At 68.4% G+C, this 16,210-nt stretch carries 17 protein-coding genes, 1 pseudogene and 1 riboswitch; of the genes and pseudogenes, 9 read left to right on the top strand and 9 right to left on the bottom strand.

Annotated features, from left to right (window positions below; all coding sequences use genetic code 11):
• The first annotated feature begins 40 nt into the window (after nt 1-40).
• Together ACF08M_RS26860 and ACF08M_RS26855 are read left to right on the top strand one after the other, a co-directional pair.
• The gene (locus ACF08M_RS26860) at nt 41-625 is read left to right on the top strand and encodes a dihydrofolate reductase family protein (RefSeq protein WP_392187828.1); all 585 of its coding nucleotides are present in this window, start codon (nt 41-43) and stop codon (nt 623-625) included.
• 102 nt (nt 626-727) lie between these two features.
• Nucleotides 728-2,110 (top strand): serine hydrolase domain-containing protein, encoded by a 1,383-nt coding sequence (locus ACF08M_RS26855; RefSeq protein ID WP_392187827.1) that lies wholly within the window; start codon nt 728-730, stop codon nt 2,108-2,110.
• 132 nt (nt 2,111-2,242) lie between these two features.
• Here ACF08M_RS26855 and ACF08M_RS26850 read toward each other — a convergent pair whose 3' ends face one another.
• Together ACF08M_RS26850 and ACF08M_RS26845 are read right to left on the bottom strand one after the other, a co-directional pair.
• On the bottom strand, nt 2,243-2,695 hold the full coding sequence (locus ACF08M_RS26850) for a GNAT family N-acetyltransferase (protein WP_392187826.1): 453 nt from the start codon (nt 2,693-2,695) through the stop codon (nt 2,243-2,245).
• A gap of 60 nt (nt 2,696-2,755) precedes the next feature.
• Entirely contained in the window at nt 2,756-3,223 is a 468-nt protein-coding gene (locus ACF08M_RS26845; protein WP_392187825.1) for a MarR family winged helix-turn-helix transcriptional regulator, read from the bottom strand.
• Nucleotides 3,224-3,346: 123 nt separating this feature from the next.
• Here ACF08M_RS26845 and ACF08M_RS26840 point away from each other — a divergent pair.
• Nucleotides 3,347-3,504, top strand: a pseudogene (locus tag ACF08M_RS26840) (MFS transporter); the annotation flags it as partial.
• Nucleotides 3,505-3,703: 199 nt separating this feature from the next.
• On the opposite strand, the gene ACF08M_RS26835 reads toward ACF08M_RS26840, so the two are convergent.
• Nucleotides 3,704-4,573 (bottom strand): GNAT family N-acetyltransferase, encoded by an 870-nt coding sequence (locus ACF08M_RS26835; protein WP_392187824.1) that lies wholly within the window; start codon nt 4,571-4,573, stop codon nt 3,704-3,706.
• A 5-nt stretch (nt 4,574-4,578) separates the two neighbouring features.
• Nucleotides 4,579-5,136 (bottom strand): DUF2269 domain-containing protein, encoded by a 558-nt coding sequence (locus ACF08M_RS26830; protein WP_392187823.1) that lies wholly within the window; start codon nt 5,134-5,136, stop codon nt 4,579-4,581.
• Between the two features lie 202 nt (nt 5,137-5,338).
• Here ACF08M_RS26830 and ACF08M_RS26825 point away from each other — a divergent pair, with 202 nt between their 5' ends.
• Nucleotides 5,339-6,724: a globin domain-containing protein gene (locus tag ACF08M_RS26825; RefSeq protein ID WP_392187822.1), complete on the top strand. Its 1,386-nt coding sequence runs from the start codon at nt 5,339-5,341 to the stop codon at nt 6,722-6,724.
• Between the two features lie 78 nt (nt 6,725-6,802).
• On the opposite strand, the gene ACF08M_RS26820 is transcribed toward ACF08M_RS26825, so the two are convergent.
• The 4 genes from ACF08M_RS26820 to ACF08M_RS26805 all read right to left on the bottom strand — a co-directional run bounded on the left by ACF08M_RS26820 (nt 6,803) and on the right by ACF08M_RS26805 (nt 10,014).
• On the bottom strand, nt 6,803-7,282 hold the full coding sequence (locus tag ACF08M_RS26820; protein ID WP_392187821.1) for an NUDIX domain-containing protein: 480 nt from the start codon (nt 7,280-7,282) through the stop codon (nt 6,803-6,805).
• Nucleotides 7,283-7,345: 63 nt separating this feature from the next.
• A complete protein-coding gene (locus ACF08M_RS26815; protein WP_392187820.1) occupies nt 7,346-8,242 on the bottom strand; it encodes a LysR family transcriptional regulator in 897 nt (298 codons plus the stop codon).
• Between the two features lie 196 nt (nt 8,243-8,438).
• Complete coding sequence (locus tag ACF08M_RS26810; protein WP_392187819.1) at nt 8,439-9,569, bottom strand: cystathionine gamma-lyase; 1,131 nt, start codon at nt 9,567-9,569, stop codon at nt 8,439-8,441.
• 67 nt (nt 9,570-9,636) lie between these two features.
• Entirely contained in the window at nt 9,637-10,014 is a 378-nt protein-coding gene (locus ACF08M_RS26805; RefSeq protein WP_392187818.1) for a phage holin family protein, read from the bottom strand.
• A gap of 69 nt (nt 10,015-10,083) precedes the next feature.
• On the opposite strand from ACF08M_RS26805, the gene ACF08M_RS26800 reads away from it, so the two are divergent.
• From ACF08M_RS26800 to ACF08M_RS26785, 4 genes are all read left to right on the top strand, one after another.
• Nucleotides 10,084-10,401 carry a cupin domain-containing protein gene (locus ACF08M_RS26800; RefSeq protein WP_392187817.1) on the top strand — a complete coding sequence of 106 codons (318 nt, stop codon included), beginning with the start codon at nt 10,084-10,086 and terminating at the stop codon, nt 10,399-10,401.
• 196 nt (nt 10,402-10,597) lie between these two features.
• Nucleotides 10,598-10,810 carry a DUF5326 family protein gene (locus ACF08M_RS26795; protein WP_114249160.1) on the top strand — a complete coding sequence of 71 codons (213 nt, stop codon included), beginning with the start codon at nt 10,598-10,600 and terminating at the stop codon, nt 10,808-10,810.
• Between the two features lie 242 nt (nt 10,811-11,052).
• The gene (locus tag ACF08M_RS26790) at nt 11,053-11,823 is read left to right on the top strand and encodes an IclR family transcriptional regulator (RefSeq protein WP_392187816.1); all 771 of its coding nucleotides are present in this window, start codon (nt 11,053-11,055) and stop codon (nt 11,821-11,823) included.
• A gap of 101 nt (nt 11,824-11,924) precedes the next feature.
• Complete coding sequence (locus tag ACF08M_RS26785) at nt 11,925-12,362, top strand: SsgA family sporulation/cell division regulator (RefSeq protein WP_266747352.1); 438 nt, start codon at nt 11,925-11,927, stop codon at nt 12,360-12,362.
• 77 nt (nt 12,363-12,439) lie between these two features.
• Here the strand turns inward: ACF08M_RS26785 and ACF08M_RS26780 are convergent, their stop codons facing one another.
• Nucleotides 12,440-13,801 carry a YibE/F family protein gene (locus ACF08M_RS26780; protein WP_392187815.1) on the bottom strand — a complete coding sequence of 454 codons (1,362 nt, stop codon included), beginning with the start codon at nt 13,799-13,801 and terminating at the stop codon, nt 12,440-12,442.
• A 31-nt stretch (nt 13,802-13,832) separates the two neighbouring features.
• Nucleotides 13,833-13,983, top strand: a riboswitch (TPP riboswitch).
• On the opposite strand from ACF08M_RS26780, the gene thiC reads away from it, so the two are divergent.
• Nucleotides 13,976-15,772 (top strand): phosphomethylpyrimidine synthase ThiC, encoded by a 1,797-nt coding sequence (gene thiC, locus ACF08M_RS26775; protein ID WP_392187814.1) that lies wholly within the window; start codon nt 13,976-13,978, stop codon nt 15,770-15,772. Its footprint overlaps the riboswitch before it by 8 nt.
• The last annotated feature ends 438 nt before the right edge of the window (nt 15,773-16,210 follow it).

Genomic DNA, 16,210 nt, shown 5'->3' with positions numbered 1-16,210 from the left:
TGGTTGCGGCTCGGATACGCCGCAGCAGAACGGGGATCCTGTGCGAAAGCTGACCTACTTCATTGCCTGCTCCATCGATGGTTTCATCGGAGACCCGAGCGGTGACGCCTCGTCCTTCCATCAGTTCGTGAACGAGGAGTTCCTCGAGTTCCTGAAGACGCGGTACCCGGAGACGGTAGCGACCGAGGGCCGCAAGGCTCTCGGCTTCCACGACGCCGAGAACCAACGGTTCGACACTGTGATCCAGGGGCGGGCCAGCTACCAACTGGCACTGGACATCAACATCACCAGTCCGTACGCCCAGCTGCGCGAGCTCGTGGCTTCGCGGACCCTCAAGGAGTCACCTGACCCGAACGTCGAGCTCGTCTCCGACGACGTGGTCGCAAGGGTCCGGGAGCTCAAGGCGGAGGACAGCGAGCTCGGCATCTGGCTCTGTGGCGGCTCCCAGCTCGCCGGAGAGCTGATCGAGGAGATCGACGAGCTGGTGATCAAGACCTACCCGGTCGTCTACGGTTCGGGCATGCCGATGTTCGGCTCGGATTTCGCGCCCACCGTCTTCGGGCTGGAGTCGGTACGCATCTTCGACAACGGCGTGCTGGTCAGAATCTACAACCGGACGCGCTGACCAGGCAGTTGGTGGCTGCGGCGGAAGACGGCCCGGACAGTACGGCCCGGATGCTGCGAAATGCGTTCGCCGTAGCTCGGGTTCTGCGGGTAGATGTTGAACATGACCTCCCTATCTGAACAGTTGCTCCCCGGTACCCGGCGCGCTCTGCTGCACCGCATCGCCACCGCACAGTCGGAAGGCCGCGCGCCTTCGCTCGTCGCCGCGGTACAGAGGCAGGGGCAGACCGTCTGGAGCGGCACCCGCAGCTGCGTGGACGGCCACGCCCCCGACGCCGACACGCAGTTCAGGATCGGATCGATCACCAAGACGTTCACCGCGGTGCTGGTCCTGCGGCTGCGCGACGAGGGACTCCTGGACCTGGACGACCCGCTGGAGAAGCATCTGCCCGGCACGGGGGTTGGTGGAGTCACTGTCCACCAGCTCCTGGGGCACAGCGCGGGACTCGCTGCCGAGTCGCCCGCCCCCTGGTGGGAGAGGACCCCGGGCACCCTGCGGCCCGAGCTCGCCGACGTACTCGGTGAGCGGACCAGGATGCACACTCCGGGCCACCGCCACCACTACTCGAACCCCGGCTACACGCTGCTGGGCGCGTTGGTCGAGAAGGTGCGCGGAGCGAGCTGGGCGGAGCTGCTCCAACGCGAGATCCTGGAACCGCTGGGCATGCACCGCACGAGCCCCCAGCCGCAGGCACCGCACGCAGGCGGCTGGGCCGTGCACCCCTGGGCCGATGTCATGCTGCCCGAACCGGCCGAGGATCTCGGGCTGATGGCCCCGGCCGGCCAGCTCTGGTCCACCACCGGCGACCTCCTTCGCTTCGCGGCCTTTCTTGCCGAGGGGGACGACCGGGTGCTCCGTGCCGCCTCCGTGAAACAGATGCGTGAACCGTCTGCGCCGCCCGAGTCCGGTGCCTGGGAGTTGCAGTACGGCCTCGGCCTTCAGCTCGTCCGGACGGGCGGTCGCACACTCTTCGGGCATACGGGCTCGCTGCCCGGCTTCCTGGCCGCCCTGTGGTTCGACGTCGAGAACGATGTGACGGCCGTTGCCCTCACCAACACCACGTCGGGGCCGGCGATCGGAGGTGTCGCCGCCGACCTCGTGAAGATCGTCGCCGAGGCCGAGCCCCGCATTCCGGAGCCCTGGCGCCCTCTGCCCGGGGCGGATACGGAGCTTCTCGCGCTGACCGGCCCCTGGTACTGGGGCACGCACGCGAACCTCCTGCGACTGACCCCGGACGGTGGTCTGGAGCTTGAGGCCCTGCGCGGCAACGGCCGAGGCGCCCGTTTCGCCGTACAGTCCGACGGCACCTGGGTCGGACTGAACGGCTATTACGCGGGGGAGACGCTGCGTGTCGTCCGCAACGCCGACGGCAGCCCGAACCATCTCGATCTGGGTTCGTTCGTCTTCACGCGCGAGCCGTACGACCCCGCGGCGGCCGTGCCCGGTGGTGTGGACGAAGGTGGGTGGCGGGGCCTTCGAGCCTGAGCCTCATGTCGTCCGTTCTCTGCCGTTTCACGTGAAACGGCAGAGAACGGAGATGCCGTCGTCCGAGTCCGATCCTGTGCTGTTCGTCGCTGATGCGGTGCACGATCAACCCCTCGGACTCCGGACTGCGATTCAGAGCGCGAGCTTGAAGCCCACGTGGCTGGCGGTGAAACCCAGCCGCTCGTAGAAGCGATGAGCGTCGGTCCGGGTCGCATCGGACGTCAACTGGACCAACTGGCAGCCCTGGCGCCGGGATTCGGCCACGGCCCATTCGATCAGCCGGGTGCCGAGACCGCTGCCGCGTTCGTCGGCATGGATGCGGACGCCCTCGATGACCGAGCGGGTGGAGCCTCGTCGGGAGAGTCCGGGGATCACGGTCAGTTGCAGGGTTCCGACGACGCGGCCCTTCCGCACGGCGACGACCAGGTGCTGGTTCGGGTCGTCCGCCAGTCGCCGGAAGGCGGCGCGGTACGGAGCGAGGTCGTCCGGCGACTCGCGCTGTGAGCCCAGCGGGTCGTCGGCGAGCATGGCCACGACCGCGGGGATGTCGGCGAGAGCCGCAGGGCGTATTTCGAGATCGCTCATGATCGGCAGACTACGCAGGGCACGAACATGGCGCAGGCATTCCCTGGCCTCTGTGGCGGCTCACGCGGCCTGTACCGGGGCCTTCAGCTCTTCGACCGCCCTGACGAGTGGGGCCAGCTCGGGGTTTCTGGCGGCTTCGTCGAGTGCGGCGCGCAGCGCGGTGTCATTGGTCGGCCGGGCCTCTGCGAGCAGGGTGAGGCCGGCCTCGGTGACATCGGTGTAGATGCCCCGGCGGTCGGTGTCGCAGAGATACCGGGTCAGCAGTCCGCGGTCCTCGAGCCGGGTGACCAGACGGGTGGTGGCGCTCTGACTGAGCACGACGGCGTCCGCGACCTGCTTCATCTGGAGATGGCCACCGGGACCGCTGTGCTGCCGGCTCAGGACGTCGAGCAGGGAGTACTCCCGCACACTGAGCCCGTGCCCGGTCTGCAGCGCCCGCTCGACACGGGCCTCGATCTTCCCGTGGAGCAAGGAGAGAGCGCACCAGCCCTGGGAGAGGGCGGTCAGTGCGGGGTCTGTCGCGGTCATGGAGTCTCTCCTCCGTCTCGGAGCTGCTTGGGTCCAGGATAGGCGACCCGTGCAATAGCGCTTGTTTGCAAGCAATCGGCGTCTGCAATTATTGTGATGCGTGCACGGCGCAGAAGCAATCTCGAGATCGCGGCGGCCGTCACCGTCGTCCTGATCGGGGCCCGGGCTTCGCCACCGTGCCGCCGCCGCAGAAGCGGGTACTCGACCAGGCGGCAGGCGCTCCCGCCCTCGCCTCCCCGGTCGTCTCCGGCGTCTGGAACGTCGCACGGTCACCTGGAGCCGACTTGTTGCCCCGGCACAGCCCCGAACCGCTCGCGATACCCGCGGCCCGGCGCTGACTGCCCTCACGCCGCCCCCGCCCACACACCAAGATCCCACCCGCGCACCGCACTGCACTGCACCAAGGAGTCACCCCGTGAAGGCTCTCGACTGACGACCGTCACCGTCCACAGGGTGGTGACGGTCCAGCAGCCGGGTGCGTCAGCCCGTCGCCACGGTCAGCGGAGCGTAGCGACGGGTCCGGTCGCCCGGCAGGTCCGAAGTCCCGTATGTCATCACCGTGGTCCCCGGGGCCGTGTGCAGACCGCACTCCTTGAACCAGGCGAGCAGGTCCGCGTGGCATGTGTCGATGTCCGCGCGCAACGGCAGATCCGTCGCCCGGGCGAGCGAGGCGACGAGTGCCTGAGCCGTGGCGGTGTCGGGAGCGATCAGCGGGCCTATCACGTGGGTACGGCCGCTCGGCCAGACCGCCGTGTATCCGACGAGCTGTCCTTCGTCCTCCGCGATCCGGATGTGGTCGGCGAACGCGGGCAGGCGGGCGAGGACATGCGTTCGGTCGGTGCCGAAGACGTCCGAGTCCAGCCGGACGATGGACTGCAGGTCGTCCGCCGTGGCCGGGCGAACGGTCGTGGCGGACGCTCTGTCGTTGGTCGGCCGGAAGAATCCGGTGACCCGCTCGACGTGGCCCACGACCGAGAACCCGAGCTGTTCGTAGAGCGGTTGTCCCGCCGGTGTCGCGTACAGACTGAGGGGGGTGCCCGCGGCCTCGTCGATCACGTGTCGCATCAGGAGCCGGGCCACTCCCTGTCGCGCGTACCGCTCGGCGACGAGCAGCATGCCGATGGCAGCCAGTTGCGGACCGTAGGAGGTCACGACACAAGCGGCCATCAGGCCTTTGCCGCCGGGATCATCCAGGCCGTAGCCGGTGCCTGCGGCGAGGAGCAGACCCCATCGGGGCTCGTCGCGCGGCCAGCCCCGGTCCTCGCAGAGATCGGCGCAGGCGACCAAATCGCCCGGGGTGAGACGCCGGACAGACAATTCGGCGAGTGGACGAGGCAGCGAGATGGGCATGAGGGTCAGGCTGTCCGACGTGGCGACCGTTCGTCCACTCCTTTACCGGACCCGATTTTCTGCCCTCTGGCCGCACCGCCCCTGGCAGAGACGCGGAGCCGTCGGCCGCGCCGGGGCATTCCCCAGGGCTTCAGCACCGATATCGCGGTGATGAACAGATACGTTGCCGTCGCCACCGACGGAGCGACGACCAGGTCGATGTCGGCAGAGCCGCGCGCCGCCGCCTCGTCGATGCCGGAACGCAGCGAGAAGACCGACAGCGCCGCGGTGATCAGGGTGAGCCAGAATTTCGTCCAGACCCATCGGTGCCTGGCCAGCCCCCACGGCGTACCGAGCGCCAGGACGAGGCCGCTGAGCAGGGAGAGCAGGGCGATGGGGACGACGAGCCAGTCCCCGAAGATCTTCATGGCGCGGGTGGCGGCCTGCGCGGTGGCGGGGTCGCCGGTGCGGAAGGCCGTGATGCCGAGCGTCAGTAGTCCGACAGTCAGCCCCAGCCAGCTCACGGATATCGAGACATGCGCGACGAGGAGGGCGCGGCGGGCGGAGCGGTTGAGTGGTTTCACGTGAAACACCGTGCCGGGAACGGGGCGTTCGGGCGTCCGACGGCGGGAGTAACCGCGCGTACTGGCCTCGGCGTACGGAGCACGCTTCGTGCGGCCGTCCTGGCAAAGGCAGATTGGTGTGCCTCCTCCTGCGGCCTTTCTGGTGGGGGCAGTTGAGGCCCGGTGCTGCGGAGACGGGTGGTGGCGGATTCACGGCTCGCCCATGGGGCAGAGGAGCGGAGCAGGAAAGCCGATTCGGATACCCGGACTTCCCGCTGTTTGTCCGGTCTGTGGCGAGGCATGCTGGGGCGAGGAGCCGCGGTCGGGCGGCGGCCGACGACCGGGGCGGAATCCGGCCACGCCCGTAGGCGGGGGCAGCGGGCCGCGTGGGTGCACAGGCGACCAGAAGACGTTCGAGGCGAGGCACAGTATGGATGCTCCGGCCACCAGGCGGACCGAAGGCGGATCGGGCAGGTCTCCCGATGCGACCTTGATCCACCGCACCTTGACCGAGATCGCGCCGGTCGCGGATCAGGCGACTTCGTACTTCTACGCCCTGCTCTTCATCCGGCACCCCGATCTGCGTGCTCTGTTCCCGGTCGCGATGGACGTCCAGCGCGACCGCCTCCTGCGTGCGATCCTCACCGCGGCCGACCGGCTGGACGACGCCCAGGCGCTCGCCGAGTACCTCGGTGGACTGGGCCGGGGGCACCGCAAGTACGGCACACTGCCCGCGCACTACCCCGCGGTGGGCGAGGCGCTTCTCGGGGCGCTGAGCCGCTACGCGACCACCACTTGGGACGCGGAGACGGAAGCGGCATGGGTCCGGGGCTACACCGAGATATCGCAGATCATGATCGATGCGGCCGCCGATGACGAGGAGCGTGCTCCCGCCTGGTGGCACGCGGAGGTCGTCTCGCACGATCTCAGGACCCGGGACATAGCGGTCCTCACGGTCCGTCCCGACCAGCCCTATCCCTTCCTCGCAGGCCAGTACGCGGCGATGGAGACTCCGTGGTGGCCCTGGAACTGGCGGCACTACTCCTTCGCCTCGGCGCCCCGCCCCGGGGGTCTGCTCACCTTCCACATCAAGGCCGTCCCGGCGGGCTGGGTCTCCAACGCCCTGGTGCACCGCGCCCGCCCCGGCGACATCCTGCGCCTCGGCCCGCCCACCGGCTCGATGACGGTCGACCACTCCACCCACAGCGGCTTGCTCTGCCTGGGCGGCGGCACGGGCATCGCGCCGATCAAGGCGCTCGTCGAGGAGGTCGCCGAGCACGGCGACCGGCGTCCCGTAGAGGTCTTCTACGGGGCCCGCAGCGATTACGACCTGTACGACATCGACACGATGATGCGGCTCCAGATGACCTATCCCTGGCTGGCGGTGCGGCCGGTGGTCTCCTCCGGCCCGGGAACGGAGGGCGGTCTGAAGGGGCTGCTGCCGGAGGCGGTGCGCGCGTGCGGGCCGTGGCACGGGTACGACGCCTATCTCTCGGGCCCGCCCGGCATGATCCGCAGTGGTGTGGACGTGCTCAGGGGCATCGGCATGCCGGCCGAGCGCATCCGGCACGACTCCGTCGAGGAACTGGCGGCCACCGGCCCCGTCTGACCCGCCGAGCGGCCCCGATCCCCCGGCCCCGGGCCCGGACGCGCCGAGGCCGGGCCCGCCCCCGCGAACAGCGGCAGATCAGCCCAGGTCGGGGGCGTGCATCGCCCGCACGCCCTCGATGTTGCCGTCCAGATAGTGCCGCAGCGACAGCGGTACGAGATGTACCGCGGCGATTCCCATCCGGCTGAACGGCACCCGCACGACGTCGTACTCCCCGCAGGGGGCGTCGATCTCGGGGCCGTGGCGCCGGGAAAGATCCATGGACTCCAGTCGGCAGACGAAGAAGTGCTGGACCTTCACGCCCTTCACCCCGCCGCCCTCGATGTGTTCCACGGTGTCGACGAAGCAGGGAACCACATCGGTGATCTTGGCGCCGAGCTCCTCGTCCAGCTCGCGGTGCAGGGCGTCGACGACCGTCGCGTCCTCGGCCTCGACGCCGCCGCCCGGTGTGAGCCAGTACGGATCGACCCCGGGCTTCGTGCGCTTGATGAGGATGAGGTCGTTGCCGTCGAGCAGAATGGCGCGTGCGGTGCGCTTGACCACTGGGCGTTCGGTCATGGCAAGAGAGTGGCCCACGGAACCGGTTCTGAAACACCTGACCCGCGCCGGACTGTCCTGCGCTCACCAGGCGGCGGCAGCGCGCAGCAGCCACTCGTGCGCCCGCGCGATGTGCGGCAGTGCGAGTGTGCCGGTCCGCACGGCCAGGAAGTAGGTGCGCAGCGGAGGCACGGGAGGATCGAGGAGCGCCACCACCTCGCCCCGTTCCAGCGCCCCCTCGCACAGATAGCGCGGCAGTACGGCGAGTCCGGCGCCCGCCGCGGTGCACTCCAGGACCGCCCGCAGATCCGGTGCGATGACGGTTCCCGCGACGGCGGGCCGACCGTCGAAGACGGTGGCCCAGTAGCGGGAGACGAGCGGCAGGCTCTCGTGCACCTCCACGACCGGCAACTGGTCCAGCACCACGGGCCCTCTGTGCCGCAAGGTCCCGGGCCCCAGGCGCCCGGCCCAGCGGGGCGCGGCGATCAGTACGTGTTCTTCGTCGCAGAGGGGAGTCGCGGTGAGCAGTTCACCGCGCGGGCGGGCCGTGGCAATGGCCAGGTCGTGATGTCCGGCGGCCAGTCCCTCCAGCGCCTCCCCGGCGTCGGTGAGGAACGAGCTGCGCAGAGCCAGACCCTCGGCGGTGAGCGGGGTGAGTGCCGGCAGGGCGCGCATCGACGTGAACTCGGGCGGCCCGGCCAGATGCAGGGTTCGTACGCCCGACTCCTCGTCGAGCCCGGTCCCGGCGATCTCGATCAGTGCGTCCAGATGGGGCGCCGCCCGATGCGCGAGCTCGTCGCCGATGGTCGTCGGGGTCACGCCGCGGGCCCTGCGGACGAAGAGCGGACGGCCCAGCTGCCGCTCCAGGGTGCGGATCTGCGAGGTGACCGCGGGCTGGGAGAGGCCGAGCAGGGCGGCGGCCCTGGTGAAGGAACCGGCTCGGTGCACCATGACGAATGTGCGCAGCAGGGCCAGGTCCATGTCCTGTCCTCTCCCACCCCTCGCGATGCTCCGGACTCGTACAACTATAAATATGTCGATAGGCCGCTGTCGCTACCGTGATTGGACACTGACGGAGAGTCAACTAGCCTTGTAGGGGCGGTTCTTCACGTGGAGAACCGGGACGGTCCGAGCCACGAGGGGGGAGGCTCGGACCGTCCGTACCGTCGGCGTTGGCTCAGCTCTCGCCGAGCGCCGCGTCCAGTGCCCGCTCCACGTCGGCCACCAGGTCGTCCGGGCTCTCGGCGCCGACCGAGAAGCGGATGAAGCCCTCCGGTACGGCGTCACCGCCCCAGCGTCCCCGCCGCTCGGCGGTGGAGCGCACGCCGCCGAAGCTCGTGGCGTCGTCGGCCAGTCGGAGCTCGGTCAGGAAGCGCTCGGCCCGCTCGCGGTCGGGGAGCACGAACGACACCACGGAGCCGAAGCGCCGCATCTGCCGGGCGGCGTTCGGGTACGAGGGGTCGGTGGGCAGCCCGGGATACCGCAGACCGGTCACCCCCTGGCGCCTGCCCAGCGCCTCGGCGAGGGTCAGGGCGGTGGCGCACTGCCGGTCGATCCTCAGCTCCAGCGTGGCCAGAGAACGGTGTGCGAGCCAGGCCTCCATCGGCCCGGGGATCGCGCCGACGACCTTGCGCCAGCGCCGTACCCCCGCTGCCAGCTCCGGATCGCGGCAGCTCACATGGCCGAGCAGGATGTCTCCGTGCCCGGTCATGCCCTTGGTGTCACTGGCCACCGAGAAGTCGGCCCCCAGTTCCAGCGGGCGCTGGCCGAGCGGTGTGGCGAGGGTGTTGTCGACGGCCACCAGAGTGCCGGCCGCGTGCGCGGCCCCGACGAGCCGGCGCACGTCGCAGACGTCGAGCCCCGGATTGGACGGGGTCTCGATCCACAGCAGCTTGGCGCCTTCGAGGACCGCCAGCTGGGCATCGCCACCGGTCGGTGCGGTGCGCACCTCGACGCCGTACGCCTCCAGCTGCTCACGCACCAGCGGTAGCGCCTGATATCCGTCGTCGGGCAGCACGACCACATCTCCGGTGCGCGCCTGGGAGAGCAGCACGGCTGAGACCGCCGCCATTCCGGAGGCGAAGACGGTGGTCTCGACCGGCTCGCCCGGCGCCTCCAGCTCGCCGATGGCGCGTTCCAGGTGGGTCCACGTCGGATTGGTGTCCCGGCCGTAGGTGTACGGGCCGACCGGTTCACCGGAGAGATGGAAGTGCGCGGCGAAGACCGGTCCGGGCAGGGTGGGCTCGAACTGCTCCGGTTCGGGCAGTCCAGCCCGTACCGCCCGGGTTCCGTCACCCATGGTGTTCATACCGTTCCTCACTTCTCTCCCCGGTGTGGCACCGGTCCCGCCCCGCACTGTTCCCGTGGGTGTCGGGTCAGTCCTCGTCGGGCAGGATCACGTGCAGCGCCCACGACACGATCGAGATGATCAGGCCGCCGAGCACGGCGGTCCAGAAGCCGTGTACGTGGAAGCTCAGGTTGGACAGGCCGGCCAGCCAGGAGGTCAGCAGCAGCATGAGGGCGTTGACCACCAGGGTGATCAGCCCCAGCGTGAGGATGAAGAGCGGCAGGGTGAGCAGTTTCACGATCGGCTTGACCACGAAGTTCACCAGGCCGAAGAGCAGGGCCACCACGATCAGCGTGAGTACCTTGCGCCCGGTGCTGCCGCCGTTCAGCGTGATGTCCTGGAGCAGCCAGATGGCCACGGCCAGCGCACCTGCGTTGGCGATCGTCTTGACTACGAAATTCTTCATGTGTCTGATCGTGGCAGACATGATCGGTGGCGGACACCGACGGGGACAGAAGCAAGGGGCGGACGGGCCATGAAGGCATTCAGACTGGACGAACTGGAGGCGGAACGGGCCGCGAACGACGGCGCGTATCTGCAGTTCGTGAAGGAACAGAACATGTCCGTCGGCCTGTACGCACTGGACGCCGGCGCACACGACCCGCAGCAGCCGCACAAGGAGGACGAGGTCTACTTCATCGTCAGCGGCCGCGCCTCGATCACGGTCGGCATGGAAACCACGCAGGTGGGGCGGGGGAGCGTGGTGTACGTCCCCGCCGGAGTCGCTCACAAGTTCCACCACATCACCGAGGACCTGCGGGTCATGGTGGTCTTCTCCCCGCCGGAGGGCTGAGCCGCGCTCCCGGAGCCCGTGCCTCCGCGGAGCCGGGCTCCCGGCTCCGGGTTCCGGTCTCAGGGATCCCTAAGGGGTCGATCAGGGGACTTCAAGGGCTGCGGAAGCCCCATAGGCACGCCCCGCGCCTCTAGCATCGAGGTGTCGAAGAAGCAGCGGAACAGGAACTCATAGAGACGAGGCAAGGACGATGGCCGTGCGGGAGATATTCGCGGGGATGCCCTGGTGGGTGAAGTGGATCGCGGTGCCGGTCATCGCGATCGTCGTGTTCGGCGGTCTGATCGCCAGCGTGGTCGGATTCGTGATCGGTCTGCTGTTCAAGGTCCTGGTCTTTGTGATCCTGGTCGGCGGACTCGTCTTTGTCGTACGCAAGTTCATGTCGTCGTCCTCCTCGCGCGGCGACTGGTAGGACGATCGGAAGGCGGCCGCGGCGATTAGCCCAGCTGAGCTAAGTAGAAGACGAAACGACCCCCCTCGCGGATGCGGCCGATAAGGTGGCATTCCGCCGCCACCACCTGGGAATCAACTGCCGACACCACGCTGACCAGTGGTTTCTACGGCGTTCGATCTCCGAACCCAGTCATGCGGCGGCTTGTGGGGGCGGCCCCCACAGGCGGGCTGACCGCCCGTCACCATGCCTGGGGGTGACCGTTGACCACGGCATCGAGCACTGCTGTACCGACGTTGATCGGTTCGGTTCAGCGAGCGCTGAGGCTGTTGGAAGCCGTGGGCGCCCATCGACAAGGGGCGCCCGCGAAGCAATTGGCCAGGGAAGCGGGTCTTCCCCTTCCCACTGCCTACCATCTCCTGCGCACCCTGACCCATGAGGGCTATCTGCGCAGGGAGAGCGGCGTGTTCCTGCTGGGAACCGCGGCTGAGCGCCTGGTCGATGAAGGTGCGCTGCAGAATCGTCGCAGCAGGATGACGGAGTCGCTGGGCCGCTGGCGCGACACCATCGGCGCACCGGTGTGCTGCGCCGTCTACCGCGAGGGCGAGATCGAACTCATCGCGGTCGCCGGCACCCCCGCCGCCCCTGCGGTGGCCGAGCGGGCGTCCTTCCGGGAGACCGGGCATGCCCATGCGATCGGTCAGTGTCTGCTGAGCCAGCTCGACGAGAAGGCCCGCGAGGACCATCTGGACCGGCATCCGGTGCGGCCGCTGACCCGCTACTCGGTGAGGGACCGCGCAACACTCCTTGAGCGGTTGCGGTCAATGGAACGGACGGGACCTGTCATCGAAAGACAGGAGTACGCCTTGGGAACGGTCCGCGCAGCCATCCCGATCACTGCCGGATTCACCGCTGCCGCGGTGGCGATTTCGGTACCCCTGGAGCAGGAAGAGCGATTGCTCCCCGCAGTCGAACAACTACGTTATGAAGTGGCCGCCCTCTTGCGTTCGTTCGTGTTCTCTATCAGTATCTGAAAAATCACTCCTTGTGATCTGCTATCGCGTGCACCACGATGGCGTCAATAGGGCCACGGGGGATCATTCCTGGCCAGATTCATCTACTGCGGGGTTGAACGATGCGCGAGTCGGTTCAAGCTGAGGTCATGATGAGCTTCCTCGTTTCCGAGGAGCTCTCTTTCCGGATCCCGGTGGAGCTCCGGTATGAAGTGTGCGATCCGTATGCGATCCGGATGACCTTCCATCTGCCCGGCGACGCCCCCGTCACCTGGGCTTTCGGCCGTGAGCTGCTGCTCGACGGCCTCAACAGTCCCAGTGGCGACGGCGATGTGCACATTGGGCCCACGGAGCCCGAGGGGCTTTCCGATGTACACATCCGGCTTCAGGTGGGCGAGGACCGCGCCCTCTTCAGGGCCGGTACGGCGCCGCTCGTTGCCTTCCTCGACCGGACGGACAAACTCGTGCCGCTGGGGCAGGAGTGCACGCTGGGTGACTTCGAGGGAAACCTGGAGGAGGCTCTGGGCCGGATCCTCGCCGAGGAACAGAACGCCGGCTGAAGGGCACGGCGTCGTGGACCGGCGCGCCGGTCGAACATACCTGCCGAACGGGTGAATCGCTCTCCGTACAGGGGCGTTCAAGGCTTCGTCCTGCGACGGCGGCCTCTCCGGGTCCGTACGGGTGCCGAAGCTCCGGCTTCCGCGCCGAGCCCTGTGCGGTCCGCGGAGACGACCAGCGCGGCGAGTGCTGTGGTCACCGGCACCGAGGCGACCAGCCCGATCGAGCCGACCAGCGTCCGTACGATCTCCTCCGCCACCAGTTCGCTGTTGGCCACCGTCCCCACGCTGCTCTCGGCGATCGAGAACAGCAGCAGCAGCGGCAGTGCGGCGCCCGCGTAGGCGAGGACCAGCGTATTGACGACCGAGGCGATGTGATCGCGCCCGATCCTGATCGCCGCCCGGTAGAGCCCCCGCGCGCCCATGGCCGGGTTCGCCTGGTGCAGCTCCCAGACCGCCGACGTCTGGGTGACCGTCACATCGTCGAGCACTCCGAGCGAACCGATGATGACGCCGGCCAGCAACAGGCCGCTCATGTCGATGTGCGGGTACAGGCCGTGGATGAGGCCGGTGTAGTCGTCGGTGTTGCCGGTCAGGCTCGCCCAGCCGATGAAGAGCGATCCGAGCAGCCCGATCAGCAGGAGCGAGATCAGTGTGCCGACCACCGCGACCGAGGTGCGGGCTGTCAGGCCATGGCACATGTAGAGCGCGATCAGCATGATCGCACTGGCCCCGATCACCGCGACGAGCAGGGGATTCGAGCCCTGGAGGATGGCCGGGAGGATGAACAGGGTCAGCACGGCGAACGACACGGCGAGCGCGATCAGCGCCATCACCCCGCGCATCCTGCCCACCGCGACCACGACCAGGGCGAAGATCCCGGCCAGCAGTGCCATCGGGAACTTCCGGCTCGCATCCGTCACCGAGTACTGCAGATCACGGGGCGCGTCGGGGGCGTACGCCACGACCACGCCCTGTCCCTCGCGCAACTGACGTGGTGCGTCGGGCTGGACGATCTCGGTGAAGGCCCGGCCCTTGTCGTGACCGGTCGTCACCTCGACGGTGGCTTTCTCGCACAGCCCCGGCCCGCTCCCCGACGGCGGGGTGGCCCCGCCGTCGATGGGCATCTGGGCGGCGTTCACTTCCTTGCAGTCCACCTTGTCGACCTTCACCACCTTTCCCTGCTGGGTCTGCCGGTCGAAACCGACACCGGTCCGCTCGTGCGGGGGTGCACCGCCCGGCCAGAGCACCATCAGGCCGACGGCGATCGCGGTGGCGAACGGGATGAGTACGGCCGCGATCACCTTCCGCAGATGCTTGGAGACGGGCGCGGCGGGGCCATGACTGTGCGAGTGGCTGTGCTGATGGCCCTGCGGGTCGGAGGCGATATGGGGGGACGTCACCGGCCGATCATCGCAAGAAGAGCAGGACCCTCTGTTCATCGCGCCGGACGGGGCGCTAGCGTGGAGGGACCTTTGCACACGCGGGAGCTCGGAGCACCGGGCTGAGAGGGCGCTGATATCCGTACATCCGTACATCCGTACGGGCCGTACGGGACGGGCTGCGCCGACCGCCGAACCTGTTACCGGGTAATGCCGGCGTAGGGAGTAGGTCTCATGACCACATCGGACGCACGCACGCCTGCCTCGAACCAGAGCGACGAGGCCGGGAAGTCCATCGGCTGGCACAAGGGATACGTCCAGGGCTCGCTCCCGGACCTCCGCGTGCCGGTCCGCCAGGTGCACCTCACCAACGGCAAGGACGTGACGCTGTACGACACGTCGGGGCCGTACACCGATCCCTCCACGGAGACCGATGTCCGTCGCGGACTCGCACCGTTGCGGGAGAACTGGATCATCGCGCGCGGCGACACCGAGGAGTACCCGGGCCGTCCCGCCCGCCCCGAGGACGACGGGCTCAAGCCCACCTCGCCGCGAATGGGGTCTCCTCTGCGCAATCTCGACGCGGTCTTCCCTGGCCGGCCACGGCTGCCTCGCCGCGGCCGGGACGGGCGGCCGGTGACCCAGCTCGCGTACGCCCGCCGGGGCGAGATCACCCCGGAGATGGAGTACGTGGCGATCCGGGAGAGCGTCGAGCCCGAGGTGGTGCGCGAGGAGATCGCCGCGGGCCGGGCCGTACTTCCGGCCAACGTCAACCACCCCGAGATCGAACCGATGATCATCGGGAAGCGGTTCCTGGTGAAGGTCAATGCCAACATCGGCAACTCCGCGGTGACGTCCTCCATCGAGGAGGAGGTGGAGAAGATGACGTGGGCGACGCGGTGGGGCGCCGACACGGTCATGGACCTTTCCACCGGCCGCAACATTCACACCACCCGTGAGTGGGTTCTGCGCAACTCCCCCGTGCCGATCGGCACCGTTCCCCTCTACCAGGCCCTCGAAAAGGTCGACGGCCGGGCCGAGGAGCTGACCTGGGAGATCTACAAGGACACCGTCATCGAGCAGGCCGAGCAGGGTGTCGACTACATGACGGTCCACGCCGGCGTGCGCCTGCCGTACGTCCCGCTGACCGCTCGCCGCAAGACCGGCATCGTCTCCCGCGGCGGTTCGATCATGGCCGCGTGGTGCCTGGCGCACCACAAGGAGTCGTTCCTGTACGAGCACTTCGAGGAGCTCTGCGAGATCCTCGCCGGCTACGACGTGACGTACTCGCTGGGCGACGGTCTGCGCCCCGGTTCGATCGCCGACGCCAACGACGAGGCCCAGTTCGCGGAACTGCGCACGCTCGGTGAACTGAACACGATCGCCAAGCGGTTCGGCGTCCAGACCATGATCGAGGGGCCGGGCCATGTCCCGATGCACAAGATCAAGGAGAACATCGACCTCCAGCAGGAGATCTGCGAGGAGGCGCCGTTCTACACACTCGGCCCGCTGACCACCGATATCGCCCCGGCGTACGACCACATCACCTCGGGCATCGGCGCGGCGATGATCGCCTGGTGGGGCACGGCGATGCTCTGTTACGTCACGCCCAAGGAACACCTCGGTCTGCCCAACCGCGACGATGTGAAGACCGGCGTCATCACGTACAAGATCGCGGCCCATGCGGCGGACCTCGCCAAGGGACACCCGGGGGCGCAGGACTGGGACGACGCGCTCTCCGACGCCCGTTTCGAGTTCCGCTGGGAGGACCAGTTCAATCTGGCTCTCGACCCGGTCACGGCACGGGAGTTCCACGACGAGACGCTTCCCGCCGAACCGGCGAAGACGGCGCACTTCTGCTCGATGTGCGGCCCGAAATTCTGTTCGATGAAGATCAGCAGAAGCATCACAGAGCAGTTCGGCTCTGATGGGGCTGTGACCAGCGAAGATGAGGTCGCTGCCGGAATGCTCGCCAAGTCCGCCGAGTTCGCGGCGCAGGGCAACCGGCTGTATCTGCCAATTGCGGACTGATCTTCTGTCGTCTCAGCGTCCCCCGGCATACTTTCTGGGGGACGCTGTCGGTCTCAGAGGCGGTGCGCACTCGGCAGGATTCGAACCTGCAACCTTCTGATCCGTAGGATCGGGCTGGCCGTTGGGCGGGGGCTGCGCCTTACTCCCGGCTAATCGCTGGTGGTCGTGATCAGCAGCCTCTGTGTGCCGTCGTTGCCGTCCGCTCTGAACAGGGTGGCACCGGCTCGCAGCGTACGCAGCACTTCCGGCCCAGCCTGGCTGAGAGTTACAACTTTCTCTCCAGGTTCAAGGCACCCGGCTGCGCTCCGCTTCGCCGGGCGCGCTTCCCGGCTTTGGCTGCGCCCGCGCTCCTGCCTTCGGCCCGCTCGGCGCTGCCGCCGCCGACGCGCGCCCGCAGTGGATAGGCCCGAGGGTATGAGTCGAGAACCAAGCCCGCGG

The sequence above is a fragment of the Streptomyces sp. NPDC015032 genome (genome assembly GCF_043080425.1).
Taxonomy (GTDB): Bacteria; Actinomycetota; Actinomycetes; order Streptomycetales; family Streptomycetaceae; genus Streptomyces.
This window is presented reverse-complemented; position numbering and strand designations above follow the sequence as displayed.